At 75.0% G+C, this 20,531-nt stretch carries 23 protein-coding genes; 13 read left to right on the forward strand and 10 right to left on the reverse strand.

From position 1 onward, the window contains the following. Positions 1 to 12: 12 nt before the first annotated feature. The 7 genes from JS756_RS05265 to JS756_RS05295 all read right to left on the reverse strand — a co-directional run bounded on the left by JS756_RS05265 (position 13) and on the right by JS756_RS05295 (position 5,059). Complete coding sequence (locus JS756_RS05265; protein ID WP_205381754.1) at positions 13 to 762, reverse strand: PP2C family protein-serine/threonine phosphatase; 750 nt, start codon at positions 760 to 762, stop codon at positions 13 to 15. Positions 763 to 1,016: 254 nt separating this feature from the next. Next, the gene (locus JS756_RS05270; protein WP_205381755.1) at positions 1,017 to 1,445 is read right to left on the reverse strand and encodes a DUF2267 domain-containing protein; all 429 of its coding nucleotides are present in this window, start codon (positions 1,443 to 1,445) and stop codon (positions 1,017 to 1,019) included. A gap of 253 nt (positions 1,446 to 1,698) precedes the next feature. Then, the gene (locus JS756_RS05275) at positions 1,699 to 1,881 is read right to left on the reverse strand and encodes a hypothetical protein (RefSeq protein ID WP_205382091.1); all 183 of its coding nucleotides are present in this window, start codon (positions 1,879 to 1,881) and stop codon (positions 1,699 to 1,701) included. Positions 1,882 to 2,150: 269 nt separating this feature from the next. Beyond that, entirely contained in the window at positions 2,151 to 2,444 is a 294-nt protein-coding gene (locus tag JS756_RS05280; RefSeq protein ID WP_240203319.1) for a hypothetical protein, read from the reverse strand. A 44-nt stretch (positions 2,445 to 2,488) separates the two neighbouring features. After that, on the reverse strand, positions 2,489 to 2,923 hold the full coding sequence (locus tag JS756_RS05285) for an SRPBCC family protein (RefSeq protein ID WP_205381756.1): 435 nt from the start codon (positions 2,921 to 2,923) through the stop codon (positions 2,489 to 2,491). Positions 2,924 to 3,292: 369 nt separating this feature from the next. Next, on the reverse strand, positions 3,293 to 4,417 hold the full coding sequence (locus JS756_RS05290) for a CapA family protein (protein WP_205381757.1): 1,125 nt from the start codon (positions 4,415 to 4,417) through the stop codon (positions 3,293 to 3,295). Between the two features lie 186 nt (positions 4,418 to 4,603). Then, complete coding sequence (locus tag JS756_RS05295; RefSeq protein ID WP_205381758.1) at positions 4,604 to 5,059, reverse strand: archease; 456 nt, start codon at positions 5,057 to 5,059, stop codon at positions 4,604 to 4,606. A gap of 163 nt (positions 5,060 to 5,222) precedes the next feature. Here JS756_RS05295 and JS756_RS05300 point away from each other — a divergent pair, with 163 nt between their 5' ends. From JS756_RS05300 to JS756_RS05310, 3 genes are all read left to right on the forward strand, one after another. Beyond that, entirely contained in the window at positions 5,223 to 6,050 is an 828-nt protein-coding gene (locus JS756_RS05300; RefSeq protein ID WP_205381759.1) for an LLM class F420-dependent oxidoreductase, read from the forward strand. 21 nt (positions 6,051 to 6,071) lie between these two features. Then, positions 6,072 to 6,542 carry a TIGR03668 family PPOX class F420-dependent oxidoreductase gene (locus JS756_RS05305; protein WP_205381760.1) on the forward strand — a complete coding sequence of 157 codons (471 nt, stop codon included), beginning with the start codon at positions 6,072 to 6,074 and terminating at the stop codon, positions 6,540 to 6,542. Positions 6,543 to 6,664: 122 nt separating this feature from the next. Further along, on the forward strand, positions 6,665 to 7,447 hold the full coding sequence (locus JS756_RS05310) for a LysR family substrate-binding domain-containing protein (RefSeq protein WP_205382065.1): 783 nt from the start codon (positions 6,665 to 6,667) through the stop codon (positions 7,445 to 7,447). Positions 7,448 to 7,502: 55 nt separating this feature from the next. Here JS756_RS05310 and JS756_RS05315 read toward each other — a convergent pair whose 3' ends face one another. Beyond that, positions 7,503 to 7,979, reverse strand: a complete 477-nt coding sequence (locus tag JS756_RS05315; RefSeq protein WP_205381761.1) for an Lrp/AsnC family transcriptional regulator — start codon at positions 7,977 to 7,979, stop codon at positions 7,503 to 7,505. A 252-nt stretch (positions 7,980 to 8,231) separates the two neighbouring features. Here JS756_RS05315 and JS756_RS05320 point away from each other — a divergent pair, with 252 nt between their 5' ends. Continuing rightward, a complete protein-coding gene (locus JS756_RS05320; RefSeq protein ID WP_205381762.1) occupies positions 8,232 to 9,722 on the forward strand; it encodes an FUSC family protein in 1,491 nt (496 codons plus the stop codon). 237 nt (positions 9,723 to 9,959) lie between these two features. Further along, positions 9,960 to 10,991: a lactonase family protein gene (locus JS756_RS05325; protein ID WP_205381763.1), complete on the forward strand. Its 1,032-nt coding sequence runs from the start codon at positions 9,960 to 9,962 to the stop codon at positions 10,989 to 10,991. A gap of 206 nt (positions 10,992 to 11,197) precedes the next feature. Here the strand turns inward: JS756_RS05325 and JS756_RS05330 are convergent, their stop codons facing one another. Both JS756_RS05330 and JS756_RS05335 read right to left on the reverse strand, forming a co-directional pair. After that, positions 11,198 to 12,118, reverse strand: a complete 921-nt coding sequence (locus JS756_RS05330) for a sirohydrochlorin chelatase (RefSeq protein ID WP_205381764.1) — start codon at positions 12,116 to 12,118, stop codon at positions 11,198 to 11,200. 150 nt (positions 12,119 to 12,268) lie between these two features. Beyond that, the gene (locus JS756_RS05335; RefSeq protein ID WP_205381765.1) at positions 12,269 to 13,288 is read right to left on the reverse strand and encodes an N-acetylglucosamine kinase; all 1,020 of its coding nucleotides are present in this window, start codon (positions 13,286 to 13,288) and stop codon (positions 12,269 to 12,271) included. Between JS756_RS05335 and JS756_RS05340 the strand changes: the two genes are divergently transcribed. The 8 genes from JS756_RS05340 to JS756_RS05375 all read left to right on the forward strand — a co-directional run bounded on the left by JS756_RS05340 (position 13,249) and on the right by JS756_RS05375 (position 20,529). Beyond that, a complete protein-coding gene (locus tag JS756_RS05340) occupies positions 13,249 to 13,461 on the forward strand; it encodes a hypothetical protein (RefSeq protein WP_205381766.1) in 213 nt (70 codons plus the stop codon). The two genes, JS756_RS05335 and JS756_RS05340, sit on opposite strands and share 40 nt — an antisense overlap. A gap of 76 nt (positions 13,462 to 13,537) precedes the next feature. Further along, on the forward strand, positions 13,538 to 14,215 hold the full coding sequence (locus JS756_RS05345; RefSeq protein WP_205381767.1) for a uracil-DNA glycosylase: 678 nt from the start codon (positions 13,538 to 13,540) through the stop codon (positions 14,213 to 14,215). A gap of 806 nt (positions 14,216 to 15,021) precedes the next feature. After that, positions 15,022 to 15,372, forward strand: coding sequence for an NADH-quinone oxidoreductase subunit A (locus JS756_RS05350; protein WP_205381768.1), 351 nt, complete (start codon positions 15,022 to 15,024; stop codon positions 15,370 to 15,372). Beyond that, positions 15,363 to 16,853 (forward strand): hypothetical protein, encoded by a 1,491-nt coding sequence (locus JS756_RS05355; RefSeq protein ID WP_205381769.1) that lies wholly within the window; start codon positions 15,363 to 15,365, stop codon positions 16,851 to 16,853. Before JS756_RS05350 ends, JS756_RS05355 begins: the two co-directional genes overlap by 10 nt. Then, complete coding sequence (locus JS756_RS05360; RefSeq protein WP_205381770.1) at positions 16,846 to 17,775, forward strand: NADH-quinone oxidoreductase subunit H; 930 nt, start codon at positions 16,846 to 16,848, stop codon at positions 17,773 to 17,775. Before JS756_RS05355 ends, JS756_RS05360 begins: the two co-directional genes overlap by 8 nt. A gap of 14 nt (positions 17,776 to 17,789) precedes the next feature. Next, entirely contained in the window at positions 17,790 to 18,359 is a 570-nt protein-coding gene (locus JS756_RS05365; RefSeq protein ID WP_205381771.1) for an NADH-quinone oxidoreductase subunit J, read from the forward strand. After that, positions 18,356 to 18,661: an NADH-quinone oxidoreductase subunit NuoK gene (locus JS756_RS05370; protein ID WP_205381772.1), complete on the forward strand. Its 306-nt coding sequence runs from the start codon at positions 18,356 to 18,358 to the stop codon at positions 18,659 to 18,661. Before JS756_RS05365 ends, JS756_RS05370 begins: the two co-directional genes overlap by 4 nt. Beyond that, a complete protein-coding gene (locus JS756_RS05375; RefSeq protein WP_205381773.1) occupies positions 18,658 to 20,529 on the forward strand; it encodes a proton-conducting transporter transmembrane domain-containing protein in 1,872 nt (623 codons plus the stop codon). The genes JS756_RS05370 and JS756_RS05375 overlap by 4 nt, the downstream gene beginning before the upstream one ends. Positions 20,530 to 20,531 lie beyond the last annotated feature (2 nt).

The following is a 20,531-nucleotide window of genomic DNA, read 5'->3' on the forward strand; positions in this document are numbered from 1 at the left end:
CTCCCGGTCCTGCTACTCGTCCCCTGTGCGCACCAGCGCGACGGTGATGTTGTCCGGTCCGCCCGCTTCGATCGCGGCCTTCCACAGCGCGAAGGCCGCCCCGCCGTCGTCGTGCTCGTACAGCACTTCGTCGACCACCTCCGGCGGCACCGGATCGGTGAGACCGTCACTGCACAACAGGTAACGCTCGCCGGGCGTGCGGGGCACGGCGGTGACATGCGGTTCCACGTCCTGGAAACCGGGACTGCCGCCGAGGCACTGGGTGACCATGGAGGTCGTGCGCTGCCCCGGCCGCAGGGGTGGGCTGTCGTCGACGCTCATCTGCCGCAGCCCGTCCGGGGAGTGGGCGAAGACCCGGCTGTCGCCCACGTTGAAGACCAGCAGTGACTCGGGTTGCACCACGATGCCGGCGACGGTCGTGCCCATCGCGGTGAGATCCCCGCCCTCGGCCCCTCTGCCGGCCTCGAACACGGCCCGGTTGCAGTCGCGCAGAGCCTCGCGCACCGCGTCCGCACTGTCCAGGACCGGCCCGAGTGAAGCGATCCGGCGGACGGTCAGCGAACTGGCCAGGTGACCGCCGGGATGTCCGCCCAGCCCGTCGGCGACGGCGACGGCGAGCGGGGTGCCGAGCGGGAAGACCAGCGTCTGCGGGTTCTCGGTCACCGTGGCGCACAGCGTCCACGGTCCGACGGCGAGACTGTCCTCGTTGCGCTCGCGCAGCAGACCGGGATGGCTGAGCGCGCTGACCGCGACGTACGCCATGGGACGCCACCGCCTTCCCGCACCGGAGCACCGCGGAGGTGGTCCGGGCCTGTCCGTCCAGTCTAGGCGGGCGCCTCGCAGAGTACGGCCCGCGGCCCGAGCGCTCGCGGCACGGCACCGCCGACGACGCGCCGGCACGGTTCACGGCCGTCGGCGTGGCCACGGCGCCGGCAGCCGTCAGGCCCCTCGGGGCGGTCCGGGTACCGCCGCCTCGCCGCCTTGCTGCCCCGGTGCGTCGGCACGACCGGCCTCGCCTACGCGCCAGGCGGCCCCGAGGCGCGCGCCGTCGGGAGCAGTGCGCGGATGTCGAGCGGCAGGGCACGGGCGAGCTTCTCCATCGACTCCGGGGCCACGGCCGCGTCCAGCACCTCCAGCACCGCGGCCGACCGCCGGAGCGCTGTGTCCTCGGAGACCCCGGCGCGCCAGGCCACACGGCCCGCGAACGTCGTGAGGTCGAAGCGCTCGCCGACGGAGCGGGGATGCCCCGCCTCCGCGGCCGGGTCGGCGGGCCGCAGCGCACCGTCGAGCTCGTGCGGGAGTTGTGCGGCCAGGTGATCCGCCAGGCCCGCGGGGACCCGCTCGGCGACCGTGCGCAGGACCGCCCGGAGCGTCTGCTCGGCCTCGGTGAGGTCGATGAACCCGATCCTGTCGCCCGCTGTTCTGACCATGTCCGCGTACTTCATGATCACCCTCCTCGTGCGGTCCTCGGCGGGGCGGCGGCGCCACGGTCGTGCGTCCCCGAATCTCCGCTGTGCGCCTCGTGGACCCCGGGGGACGCGCCACGGATCCCGGGCGGACGCGCCCTCCTGGTCCCGTCGGCCCGGGGCCGCCCGATCCGGGCGCATCCTCGCGGTCGGGATCGTCCGACGGCCGGCCGGGGACGGGCTCTCGCACCCGTCTCTCCGCGCTCGTCCAGGGTCGGGCGTCGGACCGCCGTCACCGGTTCGGCATGCCCTGCGTCTCGTCGTCTCGTTCGCCCTCCGCCTGCGAGGGCGTGGTCCGCGGCGGATCGTAGACGTCGCGCCTCGCCGTTCGGCCACGTGGGCCCCGCCCCTCGTCGGCGAGGTCGTCACGTTCGCCCTCGGCCTGCGACGGTGTCTGCTCGTACATCTCTGACATGGGTGCTCACCCCTCGGCGGCCGACCCCGCTTCCGCCCGGCCGGCGGACTCGGCGGCGGGCGCTGCGACGAGTACCCCGACCGGCACCCGCTCACGCGGGAAGAGGAGCGCGCCCGTCTGAGGTCGCCCGAGGCGCCGTGCGGTGTCGTCCCGCCGCGGGGCGCCGGGCCCCGTCCGGACCCGGACTCCGAGGGGTGGTGCGAGGACCGGCGGACAGGCGTCGGCGCGGTGCCTCCGGGTGGGGCGGTGCGTGGGACGGGCGGCTGCCGTCAGCCGGGCTCCCGGGGTGTCCGGTCGTCGTCGCCGTCGGCGCTGTCGTCCGTTTCGCTGCCGTCGGCGTCCCTCCGGACGCTGTCGGCCCAGTCGTAGGGTCCGCCGCCGCGCCACTCGATCAGGTCGGGGTCGTCCACGGCCCTGTCCTCGCCCGGCAGGCCCGCCCCGTGCACCAGGTCCAGGACGTCGAAGAAGCTGTAGGCGGTGCCCACCTGCTCGTCCTCGATCGTCACCCGCCGTCCGCCGTCGTCCGACGGGGGGTGCACGACCACCGGGGGGTGCTTGTCCATGGCACCACCATGCGACGGACCGGCACCGGACGCAGCCCGGCGCATCACCGGGCGCCCTGTTCCAGGAGCCGCCGGCACTGTTCGAGCCCGCTGTGCGCCAACCGTTCGACGGCGATGGCCTGGGCGAAGCCGCCCGGTCCGCCGAACGCCTCCCGGACGGCTGCCGGGTCGTACTCCAGACGGGTGCTGAGCCGGGTGTGCTGCGCGTCGACGGGCTGCAGGGTGAACGATCCGGCGAGGCCGGGGCCGCTCGTGGTCTGCCATTCCATGGTGCGTCCCTGATCATGGTCGGTGATCTCGGTGTCGACCTCCCGGGTCCGGCCACCCGCGGTCACGCCGAGGCGGGCCCGGCCGCCGCCCTCGGCGTGCGCCTCGTGCACACCGGTCAGGAAGCGGGGGTAGTTCTCCACCCGATGGAGGAAGTCCCAGGCCAGGTCGGCCGGGACACCGATGTCGACATGTTCTTCGAGAGTGCTCATGACACCCCCTGGACCTCACTCGCGGTTACGGGGTCATACATCCAGTGTGCGCTCGCCGCGCCGGAACGGCGCCGTCGGACGGCCGACGGCGTGGTGTTCCTCCCCGCGCCGGGCCGGTCGCCCCCTCCCGCGCCCCGCTCCGGTGTCCTCCTGGGCCGATGGCCCGGAGCGACCGCATCGTACGGGCGGCCGTCCGAGAGCCATGGTCCGAGAGCCATGGTCCGAGGGGCCCCGTGGCGACCCCGGCGGCGGGTTCCACCGCCGGGCCGCGGACTGCGTGCGGTACGGCTGCGGGGCCGGGGGCCGCCGGCGCCTGCCGGGGCGCTCGGCCCGTGCGCACCTGGAGCGACGCCGGCCGCAGCCGCCGTTTCAGGGACCGGGCTCCGCGTCCGGCGGAAGCAGTGTCAGCGTGCCGTGGGGGCCCGGGGCGATCCGCACGCCGTCGCTGACGCTGTCCAGCACTCCGCACAACCAGGTCCGGTCCTCCTCCGAAGCCGTCTCCAGCCGCATCCGCCGGGCCCGCAGCGGCACCATGCGCAGCCCGAGCAGTCTGCCTGTGCCCGCCTCCACCGTCACGACGTGGGCGAGTCGCAGGTCGTCGCGGAACTCCTCGTACCCGGTGATGCCCTCGTAGTCGTCGATGAAGTCGCCGCAGCCGTGCAGCACCAGACGCTCGCGATACACCTCGACCGGTCGCGGATGGTGCGAGGAGTGCCCGTGCACCACGTCGGCGCCGCCGTCCACGAGCGCGTGGGCGAAGCGCGTCTGCGCGCGGGGCACCGCGTACCCCCAGTTGGAGCCCCAGTGCACCGACACCACGGCGACGTCACCCGCCCGCTTGACCTGCCGCAGGCGGTGCACGACGGTCGCTGCGGTGGCCGGCGACAGGTCGGGCAGGTACGCCACGCCCGGCACGTCCGCGAGCGCCGCCCACCCCGGTGGGACACCGCTGGAACGGGCGCCCAGCGCGAGCACCAGCACCCGCCCGCCGTCCGGCACCGGTACCGCCACCGGGGCGTAGGCCTCCTCGGCGGTGCGGCCCGCGCCCACGGTGCGCAACCCCGCGCGTGCCAGCACGTCGAGGGTCTCCACCAGGCCCGGCCGCCCGAAGTCCAGCACGTGGTTGTTGGCCAGCACGCACACGTCGGGCCGCGCGACGGAGAGCGCCGGCAGGTTGTCCGGATGCATGCGGTAGTGCACCGCCTTGCCGAGGGCGAACGCGTCGCTGCGCGTCACGGACGTCTCCAGGTTGACGATCCGGGCGTCCGGTGCGACCGCGTCCAGCAGCGGCAGCGCCTCGCCCCACGGCCACGACGGGGCCACCGGGGCCGGAATGGGCCCGCTGACGGATTCCGCCAGGCGCACGTACGATCGGGCGTCGCCGACGAACTCCTCGCGCAGGGCCGGATCGCCGGGCCGCGCCAGGATCTGGTCGACGCCGCGCCCGAGCATCACGTCGCCGCACAGGAACAGCGTCACCGTGCCGTCGGCCATACCCCCACGGTACGAGCCGGGCGACGGCGCGCGCCGGGCCGGGCCGCGCCGCCCCCGGGACCCTCCCGCCGGATCCGGGCGACGGGGAACCCACACCGGGCAGGACCCCGGCCTCGGGCAGCACTCCGGCCTCGGGCAGGACCGCGACCAGGGGCAGGACCGCGACCCCGGGCGAGGAGCCCGACCTCAGACGTCCACGGTCACGGCGCACGACCACCCGTAGGGGTCCGGAGCGAACCGCACCCCGTGCCACGACACGTCCCTCGGATCGGTGCCGGTCGTCCTCACCTCGGACAGCCCGGCCAGCGCCAGCCGTACCTCCAGGCCCTCCTCGGCGTCGTCCGCCTCCAGGTCGACCGTCACCCGCCCGTCCACCTCCAGCCGGTGGACGACCTCGTCCAGCAGCGCGGACAGCAGATCGTCGTCGTCGGTCTCCGCCAGCCGGACGTGCTCGACGGAGGTGGGCCGGACCGCCCGGACGTCCGCGAAGCACTCCACCATGCCCAGCGCGGCCTCCACCAGGCAGCGTTCCCGGCTCGCGCCCCAGGCCTCGATGCGCACGTCCGCCGGATGCGGGACCGTCCGGTGCCCGCTGCCGCCCCGGCGCCGTTCCTGGATGTCGTCGTCCGTGTCACCGACCATGCCGCTCATCACCTGCACAGGTCCGTCCGGCCACGTGTGCCCGGATGTGTGTCCGGATCCGATCGTCCCTCCGGGAGGGGTGCCGCGTCGAGCCGGGGTACTGGTGAGGGAGGAGAGGCAGGCCGTCCCGGGGCGGCGGAGCACGAGCGGCGAGGTGGAGCGGATGAGGTTCGGAGTGTCGACCTTCCTCACGGACGAGGGCATCGGCCCGGCGGCGCTGGGAGCCGCCCTGGAGGAACGCGGCCTGGACGCCCTGTTCGTCGCCGAGCACACGCACATCCCGGTCTCGCGCCGCACGCCGTACCCGGGTGGCGGTGAACTGCCCCGCGTGTACTACAGGAGCCTGGATCCGTTCGTGGCGCTCGGCGCGGCCGCCGCCGCGACCCGCACCCTGCTGCTGGGCACGGGCATCGCGCTCGTGGTGCAGCGCGACCCGATCATGACCGCCAAGGAGGTCGCCACACTCGACCTGGTCTCGAACGGCCGGGCCGTCTTCGGGATCGGAGCGGGCTGGAACCGCGAGGAGATGCGCAACCACGGCACGGATCCGCGGACCCGCGGCCGGCTGATGGACGAGCGCATGCGCGCGACGATCGAACTGTGGACGCGCGACGAGGCCGAGTTCCACGGCGAGTTCGTCGACTTCGATCCCGTCTTCTGCTGGCCCAAGCCGGTCCAGCGGCCCCACCCGCCGATCTGCGTCGGCGGCGGTGGCGACCGTGCCTTCTCCCGCCTGGCCTCCTACGGGTCCGCCTGGATGCCCACCGGCGTACCTCCCGAGGACCTGGGCGAGCAGATCGACCGCATGCGGCAGGTGACGGGGACCGACACCCCCGTCGTGGTGTACGCGGGCCGGCGCGACCGGGAGTCCCTCGACGCCTACGCCGCTCTCGGTGTGGAACGCGTCCTGCTGCACCTGCCCACCCGCCCGGTGGACGCCACGCTGGAACGCCTCGACGAGTACGCCGAGATCGTCTCCGCGTACGGGTGAGCGGGGGAGAGGAGGCCGATCGTGCCCGACATGGATCCCGACGAGGCGCGCCGGAGGTTCGCCGACGCCCGCGTCGCACGGATGGCGACGGTGGACCCGGGCGGGCGCCCGCGCCTGGTGCCGGTCGTCTTCGCCCGCGACGGCGACCGGATCGTCACCGCCGTCGACCACAAGCCGAAACGCTCCCGGCACCTGGCACGGCTCCACAACATCGCCGTGCACCCGGCCGTCAGCCTGCTCGTGGACGCCTACGACGAGGACTGGGAGCGCCTGTGGTGGGTCCGCGCCGACGGCGGCGCCCGCACCCTCCAGGCCTCGACGGGGGACGAGGAGGCCCGTACGGAGTTCGGCGCCGCGATCGCCCTGCTGTGCCGGAAGTACCCCCAGTACGGGGAACGGCCGCCGGAGGGGCCGGTGATCGTGGTCACCGTCCTGCACTGGACGGGCTGGCGGGCGGGATCTGCTCCCGCAGCCGGTAACCTGACGGGGTGACCGGCTCCGCAGACGACCCCACGGATCCCCCCGCGGATCCGCCCCCGCAGCCCTCCGCCGACTCCCCGCCGGAGGCCGTCGCCGACGCCCCCTCCTTCACGCTGGCGTACGTCCCGGGCGTGATGCCCGCCAAGTGGGCGAGGATCTGGAACGAGCGCCTGCCGGACGTCCCCCTCACCCTGCTCCAGGTCGCGGCCGCCGAGACGCCCGAGGTGCTGCGCACGGGGCGCGCCGACGCGGGCCTGGTGCGGCTGCCGGTCGACCGTACGGTGTTCAGCGCGATCCCCCTCTACACCGAGACGACGGTCGTCGTCGTCCCCAAGGACCACGTGGCCACCGCGGCCGACGAGGTCACGCTGGCCGACCTGGCCGACGAGGTCGTCTTCCATCCGCTCGACGACGTGCTCGGCTGGGAGCAGCCGCCCGGCGAGCCGGGCTTCGAGCGTCCCGCCACCACCCAGGACGCCGTGGAACTCGTGGCGGCCGGCGTCGGACTGCTCTACGTGCCCCAGTCGCTGGCCCGCCTGTTCCACCGCAAGGACCTCACCTACCGGCCCGTGACCGACGCGCCCCGGTCGAGCATCGCCCTGTCGTGGCCGGAGGAGGCGACCACCGACCTCGTGGAGGCCCTCATCGGCATCGTGCGCGGCCGGACGGTCAACAGCACACGGGGACGCCGCCCGCAGGCGCCCGCCGACCAGCCGAAGGGGGAGCGCCGGGAGAGCACGGGCAAGGCGGCCGGGCAGACCGGACAGACAGGTCGGTCGGGGCAGACCGGCAAGGCCGCGCGGCAGACCGGGGGCCGGGCGTCCGGCCGGTCCGGGGGCCAGGCCCAGCGTGGGCGCTCGGCCTCGGCGAAGAGCACCGGCCGCCGGGGCGGCGGCCGGCCCCGCCGCCGTTCCTGAGGCCGGGCTCCCCGGAGGTCCTCACCGCCCGCGTCCGCGCTCGGCCGCGGTGGGCTCATTTCCCGGCCGTACGGCCGATCGACTCCACCAGGGGCAGCAGCCGGTGCGGGACACGTTCGCGCAGGGCGACCTCGGTGCGGGTGCGCACCACGCCGGGCAGGCTGATCAGCTTCTGGATCACGTCCTCCAGGTGCGCGTTGTCGCGTGCCACGACCCGCGTCAGCAGATCGCCGCCACCCGTGATCGAGAACGCCTCGACGATCTCCGGTACCTCGGACAGCGCGTCCCCGACGTCGTCGAGGTGCCCCTGGGTGACCTCGATGTGCACGAACGCCAGCACCGGGTGGCCGAGCGCGGCGGGGGACAGCGCCGGTCCGGTACCGGTGATCACACCGTCCCGTTCCAACCGGTCGAGCCGGGCCTGCAGCGTGCCCCGGGCGACGCCGAGCATGCGGGCGTACTCGCGCACGCTCGTGCGCGGCTGCTCCAGCAGCAGCCGCAGGATGCGGGTGTCGAGCGCGTCCACGGTCATGGCCGTTCGGCCTCCTCCCGTCCCGCCGGTGATCATCGGCGACTGTACCAATGGCCCAGCGGGTCGGCCCGCTCCCGCTGGACCGTTGGTACTCCGGTGGCCGTCCCACCATCAATGAGATCGAGCCAATGGACCAGTGGAACGGGGCAGACTTGAGCCAGTGGTGGGAAGGGTGTTGTCATAGACGGGTCGATGGCGCTGCGGATCCCCGCGGCGCCTTTTTCATGCCGATGTCCGAAAGGGCGGTACACAGTGCTGAAGAGGGTGTTCGTGGCTCCGGACCCGGGGCGGGCGCGGCTGCGCTTCGCCACGCGGGCCGTCCTCGGCATCGGCCTGGCGGTCGTCGTCTCCGGCCTCGCCGGACACTCCCTCCCCGGAGCCGTCACCGGCGGCCTCGCCGCGCTGCTCGCCCTGTTCACCGTCACCGACAGCACCGTGCGCCAACAGGCGGTCACCACCGCGCTGCTGCCGGTCGCCGGGCTGCCGGTGCTCGCCGCGGCGGCCGAGCTGCACGATCATCCGCTGCTGCGCGACCTCACCTTCCTCGCCGTGGTCGGCGCCGGAGTGTACGCGCGCCGTTTCGGCCCGCGCGGCCACAGCCTCGGCGTGTTCGCGTTCATGACCTTCTTCGTCGCGCAGTTCCTGCGCGCCACCCCCGGTCAGCTGCCCGCGCTGTACGCCGCCGTCGTGCTCTCCGTGCTCGCCGCCGCGGCGGTCCGCTTCGGCCTGTGGTGCTACGAGCGCCGCCTGCCGCCGTCCGCGGTCCCCGCCCCGCCCGGCGGCGCCGGCCTGACCCGGGTGACCACCCGGCAGGCCGTCCAGGCCACGGCGGGCGCCGCGTTCGCCCTCGTCGCTGGGCAGCTGGTGTCCGGGGAGCGCTGGTACTGGGCTGTCGGCGCCACCTGGTGGATCTTCGTCAACACCACCTCGCGCGGTGAGACCCTGGTGCGCGGCTTCCGCAGGGTCCTCGGCACCGTGATCGGCCTCGGTCTGGGCTTCCTCGTCGCCGTCCCGCTGCACGGCGCGCCGCTGCCCACCGTCCTCCTCGTCGCCGTGTGCGTCTTCGGCATCTTCTACAGCGCCGCCGTCTCCTACACCTGGATGATGCTGTGCGTGACGCTGCTCGCCGAACTGCTCTACGGCCTCCTCGGTGTCCTCGGACCCGGGCTGCTCGGCCTGCGCCTGGCGGAGACCGGTGTGGGGGCCCTCGGTGCCGCCTTCGCGGTGCTGTTCGTCCTGCCCGTCACCACCCACGCCGTCACCGACGCCTGGATCCAGCGCGCCCTGCGCTGCGTGCACGCCTGCACCGCCGAGGCCGCCGCCCGCCTCGCGGGCACACCGGGCGCCGACCCGGCGCCCCGCGTGGCCGAACTGGAGCAGCTGCTCGGCCGGGTGCGGCTGTCCGTGGCACCCCTGGTCCACCCGTCGAACCCGATGCTCGGCCGCAAGCGGCGGGCCCGGCAGGTGCTCGCCCTGCTCGACGACTGCGCCCGCGAGATCCGCGGCCTGGTCGTCGTCGCCGCCGACCCGGAGGCCTCCCACGACGCCCGCCTGGCCGCCGCGTGCTGGCGGGTGGAGGCCGCGGTGGAGGCACTGACCGGCGGCGACGCCGAGGTCGCCGCGACGGAACGGCCGGACGTCGCCGAGCCCGCGCTCGCCCACCTGCACGGCATCGAGCGTGCGCTGTCCGAGCTCGCCGCTCCGCTGCGCAGCCCTTCCGGCTCACCGCTCGTCGGCGCCTGAGACACGCGCGGGTCCACGCAGCGGACAGGACGTCCGTCGGCCCGCCGTGCGGCCCCTTCCCGCAGTCCCGGCACCGCCCCGTACCCCGGCACCGCCCCGTACCCCGGCGCCACCCCTGCCGCGGACTCCCGACGACGGGGCGCCGCGCCGCGCCAAGGCCTGGGGTCTTGGTCTAGACCTAGCCCGGCCGACTGCTACCGTCGCCCCGGGACACTGCGGCGACGAGAGGGGACAGCCGTGGCACACGGCGGAAGACTGCGGGCGTTCATCGGGTCCTTCACAGCAGCCGGCGGCCCCGGCATCGTCACGGCGGCCGTGGCAGCCGACACGGGCTCGCTGACCGTCCTGAGCACCGTGAACCGCCTCGCGGATCCCTCCTACCTGGCCCTCTCGCCCGACGGCGGCACCCTCTACGCGGTCAGTGAGACCGCCGAAGGGGCCCTCGCCGCCTACCGCGTGAACGGCGGCAAGCCGGAACCCGCCGGACCGCGCGTGCCGGTGGGCAGCGGCCCCACCCATCTCGCCGTGCACCGGGGACACGTGCTGACCGCCGACTACGGCTCCGGCAGCGTCACCGCCGTACCGGTGCGCGCCGACGGCAGCCTCGCACCCGCCCCGTCCGGGGTGCTCCGCCACACCGGCTCCGGCCCGCACGCCCCCCGTCAGCACGGCCCGCACACCCACCAGGTGCAGCCCGACCCGAGCGGCCGATGGATGGTCAGCGTCGATCTCGGCACCGACTCGGTGCGGGCCTGCACCCTCACCGACGGCACACCGGTCCTGCACCGCGAGACCGCGCTGCGGCCCGGCTCCGGGCCCCGGCACCTGGCCTTCCACCCGTCCGGCGAGCACGCCTACATCGTCAACGAGCTCACCCCGACCGTGACCGTCTGCCGCTGGGACGCCGCCGACGGCACGCTCAAGCCGCTCGCCGAGACTCCGGTGCTGCCCGCCGCGCCCGCCGGGGACGCCTATCCCTCGGGCATCGCCGTCTCACCCGACGGCCGCTTCGTGTGGACCGCGACGCGTGGCGAGGACGTGCTGTCCGTGTTCGCCGTCGGCGCGGAGGGCGAGGTGCTGCGGCCGGTCGGAACCGTGCCCTGCGGCGGGCACTGGCCGCGCGCGATCGCCCAGTCGCACGGAGTGCTGTACGTCGCCAACGAGCGTTCCGGGGACGTCACCTGGTTCGCGCTCGACCCGGACACCGGGCTGCCGCGCCGGGCCGGCGCGATCGCGGTGCCCGCGGCGTCCTGCGTGGTCCTCGGCTGATCCCCGTCGGCCCGCGGTCCGCACGCAGCCGCGGTCGCCCGCAGAGGGGCTCCGGGAGCCGGCGGAGACCGGGCCGAGTCCCGTCGCGCTGAGCGCACGACGCCTCCCGCGGACGAGCCCCCGCCGGGCCCGCGCTGCCGGACGCCGAAGGGCCCGCTCCGGCGCTCGGAGCGGGCCCTTCCACGGCGTCCAGGGGCGCGGGCGACTCAGTGGGCGGCGCCCTGCGGCTGCTGGGGGGCGATGCCCAGCGCAGACGTGTACTTGGCCAGAGCCAGCTTGCCGATCGCGGGGTAGGGGCCGAGGGCCTCCGCGGCGGAGCAGCCGGCCTCCTTCGCGGCCTCGGCGACCAGCGTCGCGTCGATCTCCGGACCGATCAGGTAAGGCGCCAGAGCCAGCTGCTGCGAGCCCGAGGCCCGCAGCTGCTCGGCCACCGACGTGATCGAACCCTCCTGGTCCAGGGCGGCGGCCATCACCGGCACGGCGAGGCGCGCGGCGAGCAGCATGCCGGTGATCCCCGCAGCCTGCACGGCCTCCTCGCCGCCCACCGCGGCCAGGACGATGCCGTCGGCGGCGGTGGCCACGGTGAACAGGCGGGCCCGGTCGGCGCGCGCCAGACCGGCCTCGGACAGGCGCACGTGCAGCGCCTCCGCCAGCAGCGGGTGCGGCCCGAGCACATCGGTGAGTTCGGCCGCGACGCGGCTGTCCATGAGGGCCTGACGGATCTGGCGCAGCAGCGCGTTGTCCGGTCCGGCCAGCAGCGGCACGACGACGGCGACGGGGCCCTCGGGCGCCTTGGCCTCCACACCGGCGGCCAGGGCCTGCTCGTAGCGGGCGGTGCGCTCGTCGGCGGCGTGCGCCAGCACGGCCTGCAGGGTCGGGAACTCCGCGTCGTCCCCGTCGACGTAGCCGATCCGGGCGTCCAGGCCGGGCAGCTCGGAGCGGGCGATGCTCACGACCTCCTCGGCGAGGCCGCGCACGCCGGCGCGGGGCGTGCCCGGCACCGCGAGGACGAGCGCGGGCGCGCCCTCGGGAGCCGCCAGGGGCTCGGGACGGCGGTGCCGGCCGGGCTGGCGGGGGCGCGGCATTCGTACGGGCAGGCCGGACGCGGGCCCAGTGGGGGAACTCATGGCGCCGCATGTTACTTGTTTCCGCGGTTCCCCCGTTCGGGGAGGGTGCAGGTGAGCGGTATCCGTCCGGTTTTGTCTGATGAGGTACGGACGGATCAGAAGTGATCAGCTGGTTCGCCGGGGCTCCGCGCGCCGGGCGGCGGCAGGTCCTCAGCCCCGGTCCGTGGTCACCACCTGCAGCATCTTCTCGTCGGGCGGAAGAGCGAGGGTGCCCGCGGCGAGGTCGACGGCGAGGCGTACCGCGCCGTGCAGCGGGTCTCCGGCTGCGGGCACCCTGCGCGCGTGCGGCAGCAGTCGCGTCAGCTCCAGGGCCAGCGGGGCGAGCAGCGGATCGCCCATCCTGCACAGCCCGCCGGTGAGCGCGACGAGCGGCTGCCCGCCGTCCGGGCACACCGCGCGCGCCGACTCCGCCATGTGCCGGGCCGCCGAGGCGAGGATGCCGACGGCGACCGGATCGCCGTCGGCGGCGCAGCCGGCCACCTGGGGAGCGAAGGAGGCGAGCACCGCCGGGCGGTCCCGCCGCGGGTACAACCTGCCGGGCAGCCCCTGCACCGGCCCGAACGCCTCCTCCGCGCGCGCCAGCAGTCCCGCCGAGCCGCCGGACCGCCCGTCGTACGCCCGCAGGGCGGCCTCCAGGCCGGCCCGGCCGATCCAGGCGCCGCTGCCGCAGTCGCCCAGCAGATGGCCCCAGCCGTCCGCACGCCGCCAGCGGACCAGATCCGTACCGACGGCGATCAGCCCCGTGCCGGCGGCGATCACCGCGCCCGGCCGGGCCCCCAGGGCGCCGCAGTAGGCGGTCACGGCGTCGGCGGCCAGGGCCAGCCGCCGCACGCCGAAGGCGCGGCGCAGCGCACCCGGCAGTTCGGCACGCAGCGCGTCGCCGAGCGTGCTCAGCCCGGCCGCCCCGACCACGGCCGCGGACGGGCGCGGCGCGCCGGTGTCCGCGGTCAACGCCTCCACCAGCGGTACCAGGTCTTCCATCAAACGCTCCGCGTCGATGCCCCGCGCACCCGTCGGCACCGGCGTCGCGGTGGAGCGCCGCCCGAGCACACCGCGCCGGGCCGTGCCCACCGCCACCCGCAGACCGGAGCCTCCCGAGTCGACGGCGAGGAAGCCGGTGTCCTCAGGGGGTGACGTACCGTCCTCGGCCCGAGGCGCCCCGGAGGTCACGGCAGGCGCCGGCGGGCCGGCCGTCCGGCCCGCCGGAGCGGCGGGACGCGATCAGCGCGGCGGAGCGGCTCGATCAGTGGACGCAACAGGCTCTCCGCCTTCCTGGTGACCGGCTGCGCGATCCGCTGGACCGGCTCGACGACCTGGACGACCTCGACGAGGAGGAAGAGTAGCGTCGCGCGCGGCGCCGTGCGCGGGGGCTTCGGCTCGTGTGCGGGACCGTGGTGTGTGCCAGTAGGGTGACGCGGTGTGGCACCACGACCCTTGCATGAACTGGTTGAAGCCGGCTGGGCGAAGGCTCTTGAACCCGCCGCCGAACGCATCGCTGGAATGGGGGACTTCCTGCGGGCCGAGATAGCGGCCGGCCGGACCTACCTTCCGTCCGGAGCGAACGTCCTGAGGGCTTTCCGGCAGCCCTTCGACGACGTACGGGTCCTGATCGTCGGTCAGGACCCCTATCCCACGCCCGGGATGGCCGTCGGCCTGAGTTTCGCGGTCGCGCCCGAGGTTCGTTCCCTGCCGGGCAGCCTGGAGAACATCTTCCGTGAGATGAACGCCGATCTCGGACTGCCCAGGCCGTCCGACGGCGATCTGACGCCGTGGACCGAGCAGGGGGTGCTGCTGCTGAACAGGGCGCTCACCACCGCTCCGCGCAAGCCGGGGGCCCACCGGGGCAAGGGGTGGGAGGAAGTGACCGAGCAGGCCATCCGGGCGCTGGCGGCGCGCGGCAAGCCGCTGGTGTCGATCCTGTGGGGCCGGGACGCCCGCAATCTGAGGCCGCTGCTCGGGGACCTCCCGGCCATCGAGTCCGCCCATCCGTCCCCCATGTCCGCCGACCGCGGCTTCTTCGGCTCGCGCCCGTTCAGCCGGGCCAACGACCTGCTGATCGGCATGGGCGCACAGCCGGTGGACTGGCGCCTGCCGTGAGGCGCGGTGCGGGGGGCCCGAAGCACGGGGGCCCTCCGTCCGGGCCTCGGGGGCGGTGCGGCCCTGGTCGGCGAGCATGACGTTCCCCGGCTCGGGGCCGGCCCCCGCCCAGCGGGTCGTCGGGGGGCATCGCCCGCGTCCGCCTCCCGCGCCGACGACGTCCTGTCCGGCGACGGGTGGGCTCCGTGCCGACCCCGGCCCGCGCCTCGACGTCCACACCCCCGCACCGGACTCACGGGGGGCGGAACGCGCTCGGCCTCCTCGCCGGCTGGGCGAGCACCGGCGCGACCGTCATGTTCGCCGACGACCGACCACCACCCATCAGGCGGGCCCCGTCCTTCCCCTGGCCGCCCACCGCCTGCTCGCCTCGCGCCCGGATCCGATCACCCACCCGCTTTCGCGGAGGTGCGTGGCCCAGGTCCACCGCCCCGGCCCGGCTCCGCGCCTCCGACCGCTCCGCCGGTCGTGACCGGCTTACTCCTTGTGGTGCCGGCTCACCGGCCGTTCCGCGTGGCGGCTCAGCTTCCGGCGCCGTGGCCGTGATGCTCGGGCGGATGCCGGGTGCGGAGGCCATGGGGGGGTGATGACCGCGGCTCTGTCGCGGCAGTTCGTCCCGGGCCTGCCGCCGGGGCACCCCGGAGTGATGGGTCACGCCCTTTCGCGGGTACACGCTCGGTCGGCACGGAGAGAAGGGAGCGGCCGGTGACGGCACGGACGGAAGGCACGCGGGCGGGCGTGCGCAGCGGCAGTTCGGCGGGGCAGGCGACTCCCGGTGTGCCGGGTTCCGCGGTGAGTGGCGGGGTGCGGTGAGCGGCTTCACGGCCGCGCTGTCCCTGCTGGGGGTGGCTGTGCTGGGGGTCGCCGGGGTGTACGGGGCCGCCCGGGCGTTCCGCGTCTCGCACGGTCCGCTGCCCGCGCAGCCCTTCGGGTCGGGGCTGGAGCCCGCCGAGCACGCGGTCAGCCGGTTCCATGTGCGCTGGTACACGGTCACGATGCTCTTCCTCGCCTTCGACATGGAGATGGTCTTCATGTACCCGTGGACACTCGTGATCTCCGTGATGGGTCCGAGCGCGGTGATCGAGATGTTCGTCTTCCTCGCCGTCCTGCTCGCCGGTGTCGTCCACGCCTGGCGTGAGGGGGCGCTGCGATGGACCTGACGGCCGTTGTGCTGCGTGCGGCCGCGGCCCGGCCGCGTGTGCTGCTGGTGACCGTGCCGGGCGGGACGGCGGTACGTCTGGCCGCCGAGCGCGCCCTGCGGTCGCGGGACTGGCCGTCGGCCTCCACTCCCGCCGGAGCGGACCTGATGGTCGTCGCCGGGCCCGACTGTCCGCCGCTGCGGTCGGCGCTGGACCGGCTGTGGCAGGACATGCCGCAGCCGCGTGCCCGCGTGCGGGCGCAAGCGCCTGACGACGTGTCATCCGTGCTCGACGCGGCGCGCGACCGGCTGAGGTCCCCCGGCCGCTCGCGTGCCGACGTCCGCGGGACCGCCGACGGGAACGGGCACAGCGACCGCGGTCACCCCGGCGACCGGGGCGTGGGGGGCGGGGTGCCCAGGGCGGGCGACCCCGCAGCGGAGGACGGAGGGCCGGGGAGCGGTGCGTACGGAGAGCCCCCTGAAGACGGCTCCCGGGGCGGTCGCCCCGGCGGGCGCCAAGGGGCCGTCGGCGCGCACCGCGCAGCCCCCGACGACCGCCGTGGCGGCCACCCGGATCCCCACGACACGGCGGAGCACGGCGACGACCGCCGGGCGGACCACGGCGGTCAGGGTGGAAACGGCGAGCACGGCGGTCGCGCGGACCCCGGCGGCGGTTCCGGCGGCCACGATGGCCACGGGAACGGCGGCATGGAGCTGCCGGGTGGGTTGCCGATGGCCGAGCAGGGCGAGGATCGCGACGGTCTGACGCTGGATCGTCTGCATGTGCCGCTGGGGCCGCTCCTGGCCGACTGGCCGGCGGGGCTGACCGTCCGCCTGGTGCTCCAGGGCGATGTCGTCCAGGAGGCCGCCCTCGACGGGCCACCCGCCTGCACGTCGACCGACCTCTTCTGGACGCGACCGTGGACCAGGGCCGCGGCGGGCGAGCCGGTGGCCGTGGGGGAGGCGGCCCGGCGGCGGGCAGCGGCGCGTCTGGACAGCCTCGGCCGACTGCTGTCGGTGGCGGGCTGGCCGGCCGAGGCGGTGGCGGCCCGGCGCCTGCGCGACGAACTGCTCGCGGAGGCGCCCGCTTCGGCGGTCCTGCCCCGAGCGGAGCGCCTCGCCCGGCGAGTCGGGCGGTCACGGACCCTGTACTGGCTGACGCGTGGCATCGGCCCGCTGAGCACGGCCGACGCGCGGGCCGCGGGGGTGAGCGGACCGGCCGCCCGAGCGGGCGGAGACGTGCCGGCCCGGTACCGGCGGTGGCTCGCCGACGTCGTGGACGACGTACGGCAGTCGGACGACACGGCACCGCTCGATCCCGTGGCACAGGAGAGTCCGCGCGGCCGGTGGGACGCCGCGCGCCCGCCGTCGGTCGCCCTGACCGAAGCGCTTCCCGGTCTGCTGGTGGGAGCCGAACTCGGCGCGGCCCGGCTCATCGTCGCCAGTCTCGACCCGGATCCGGACGAACTCGCCTTCCGCCGGGCGGAGGTGGCCCGTGGTTGAGGCGGGGGCATGGTGGACGGTGCTGGCCGCTCCGGCGATCCTGTTCGGTCTCGCGGGCCTTGCCGTGGTCGGCGACGCCGCGCTGGACGCACGCGGCGCGGGCAGGCCGCTCACTCCCGGCACCGCGGTGCGGCCCCTTCTCGCCGTGTCGCGTGCGCTGCTGGCGCAGCCGCGGCGGCTGCCCGCGCCGGACAGGTTGCTGTGGCGGGCGGGTGTGATCACCGTACCGGTGGCCGCGGTGCTGTCCACGCTGGTGATCCCGTTCGGCGGCCACGTCGTCGCCGACCTGTCCGTCGGAGTCGTCTGGTTCAACGCCATGGAGGCGCTGACCTGGGCCGGGCTGTGGCTGGCCGGCTGGGGGCCGAACGCCGCGTTCTCCCTCATCGGCGGCTACCGCTTCCTCGCCCAGGGCCTGGCCTACGAACTGCCGCTGATGTTCGCCCTGATCTCGGCCGCCACGGGCGCCCGGTCACTGCGGGTCACCGACATCGCGGCGGCCCAGCACGGCCTCTGGTACGCGGTGTGGATGCCGTTCGCCTTGCTCGTCCATCTGGCCGCTGTGCTGGCCTTCAGCTTCCTGGGGCCCTTCGCCTACCCGGCCGGCCGCGACATCGCCGGCGGTGTGCTGGGGGAGACGTCTGGAGCGGACCGCCTGCTGCTGCAGGCCGGGCGGTGGCTGTGGCTGGCGGCCGGCGCGGCGATGGCGGTGCCGCTGTTCCTGGGCGGCGGCGCCGGGCCCGGCCTGCCGGCCTGGGCCTGGTCGCTGGTCAAGACGCTGCTGGTGCTGGGGTTGTTGGTGTGGGTGTCGCGCAGGCTGCCGGTGATCCGCGCCGACCGGTACGTGGAGCTGGCCTGGGTGGTGCTCCTCCCGCCGGCCGTCCTCCAGGTCCTGGTGCCGGCGCTGGTCGATCTCAACCTCTAGGGAAGGAGGGGGACATGGGCGCGACCGCCACGGTGCTGTTGTGGGCGTCGGCTCTGCTCGCCCCGGCCTTCGGCGTTCTGGTGTTCACGATGAACTCGATGGCCCGGGTCACCTTCGCGCTGCTGGCCTGCCTGGTGTGCGTGGGAGGCATCGTGACCGTGCTGGGCCTGTCCTACCTCGGCGTGGTCATCGTGCTGATGATGGTCATGGAGATGGTGATCATGGCCGTGTTCATGATCGCCTACATGATGAACCCGGCCGGCCTGATGCCGATGTCGATGCTGCACAACAGACGCGGCGCACTTGTGATCAGCGGTTCCCTGTTCGCCGCCCTGGTCGCGGGGATCTTCCTGGTGCCCTGGCCGGAACGCGGGGGCGCCCGCCCGCGGAACACAACCTTCCAGATCGGCGCGGCCCTGATGCGGGAGCAGATGCTGACCATGATCACCCTCGGATTCGTGCTGCTGGCCACCATGGTGGGTGCCACCGTGCTCGCCACCCGCCGCGGCCGGTACGACCGCTTCGGCGACGAGCTCGACCAGCGGCCCGCGCGGGACCCGGCCGGTGGGGGAGTGGGGCGATGACGTTCGAACTCCTCCTGGTGCCGGCGGCGGGGCTGTTCTGCACCGGCCTGTTCGGCGCGCTGTCCCAGCAGTCCATCGTCATGGTCATGATGGGGATCGAGTTGATGATCGGCGGCATCATCGTGGCCGCCGCCGACTTCTGGCACTTCCTCGCCCCGGCCGCGGCGAGCGGCCAGGTCGTGATCGTGGCCGCGGTGGTGGCGATGGCCGTGGAGATGGCCATGGGATTCGCCGTCACCACCGCCCTCTACCGCGCCCGTCAGGTCGACATGACCGACATGGCCGAGGACCTGAAGGGATGAGCGCCTCGCTCTGGCTGCTGATCTCCCTGCCCCTGGGCGGGGGAGCGCTGCTCGCTCTGAACGGGCCCCGCTTCCCCCGCACGGTGCCCGCCCTGGGGGCGGCGGTGGCCGCGGCGACGCTGGGCGTGGCCGTCGCCGCCGCGGTGACCCGGCCGACGGCGAGCGCGCCGCTGTTCGCCGGGATGCGCGCGGGGTTGGCGGTGGACGGCCTGTCCGCCGTGATGGTGGTCACCGTCGCCGCCGTCACCACCTGCGTCCTCGCCTTCGCCGCAGGCGAGTTCACCGCCGACGACAACCGGGGCCGCTTCTTCGGGCTGATGCTGCTCTTCGCCGGCGCGATGCTGGTCACCGTCACGGCGACCACGCTGCCACTGCTGCTGATGGCCTGGGAGGCGATGGGTGCCACCAGCTGGGCGCTGATCGGCTACTGGTGGCGGCGGCCCGGCCGGGCGGAGGCCGCCGACGTCGCGTTCCTGACCACCCGCACCGCCGACCTGGGCCTCTACCTGGCCGCCGGAGCCGCACTGGCCGCGGGCATCGGCTCACTGCGCCTGGACGCCCTGCCGCACGCCGCACCACCGTGGCTGTACGTGATCACCGCGGGTGTCGTGACGGCGGCCCTGGGGAAGTCCGCGCAACTGCCCTTCTCCTTCTGGCTGTCGCGGGCCATGCAGGGCCCCAGCCCGGTCTCCGCGCTGCTGCACTCGGCGACCATGGTCGCCGCCGGCGCCTACCTGCTGCTGCGCCTGCACCCGCTTCTGGCCACCACGGTCTGGGCCGGTCCGCTGGTGGCCTGGACCGGCGCCCTCACCGCCCTGGCCCTGGGCGTGGTCGCCGTGGCCCAGACCGACCTCAAGCAGCTGCTCGCGGCGTCCACCGCCGCACAGATCGGCTTCATGGTGCTCGCGGCCGGCAGCGGCGGAGCAGCCGCAGGCACCACCCAGCTGGTCGCTCACGCGGCCACCAAGTCCGCGTTGTTCCTCTCCGCGGGGGCCTGGCTGACGGCGCTGGGCACCAAGCGGCTGCCCGCCCTGCGCGGCGCGGCCCGCCGCTACCGGCTGGTCGGTGCGGCCTTCACCGTGTGCGCGCTCACCCTCGCCGGTCTGCCACCGCTGTCCCTGTGGGCGGCCAAGGACGAGGTCCTCGCCGCCGCTCGGGCCGAGGGGACCGGGCTGTACGCCGTGGGGCTGGCGGCGGCGGCCGTGGCAGCCGTCTACAGCGTCAAGGCCGTCCGGTACGTCACCCGCCCGCTTCCCGAGGACCCGGAGCACGGATACGACACCGAGCAGCACGGAACCCGGCGTATCGCCCCCACCACGCCCCCGCCGCTGCTCCTGCTCACCTTCGCCGCGGCCGTGCTGGGGGTGCTGGCCCTGCCCGGCCCCGCGGCCTGGCTGAAGCGCCTGCTCGGCGCCGCGGGAGAGCCCGGCCCCCGGCCCTGGGAACTTGTCCTCTCCGCCGGTGTCGCGCTCGCCGCCGCCGGTCCGGCGTGGTGGTGGGGTGCCCGTCCGGCGCCCGTGCCGGGCGCCGCCGCGCGAGCGGCACAGGGCTGGCTGCATCTGGAGCGGGCGGCGCAGGCCGTCGTGGTGCGCCCCGTGCTGGGTCTGGCACGGGCGCTGGCCGTCTTCGACGACCGGGTCGTCGACGGCGCCGTGCGGCAGACGGCGCGCGGCGGTCTCGCCGCCGCCCGGTTCGCCCGCCGCCTGGACGACGGCGGCATCGACGCCGCCGTCCGCGCGATCTCCTCCGCCGCCCGGAGTCTGGGCCGGTGGGCGCGCCGCCCGCAGACCGGACTGCTCCACCAGTACTACGCCCAGGCCGCCGTCTGCTTCTCCGTGCTGGTCCTGATCATCCTGTTGGTGAGGTAACC

The organism is Streptomyces actuosus, from assembly GCF_016921115.1.
In the GTDB taxonomy this organism is placed as follows: Bacteria; Actinomycetota; Actinomycetes; order Streptomycetales; family Streptomycetaceae; genus Streptomyces; species Streptomyces actuosus_A.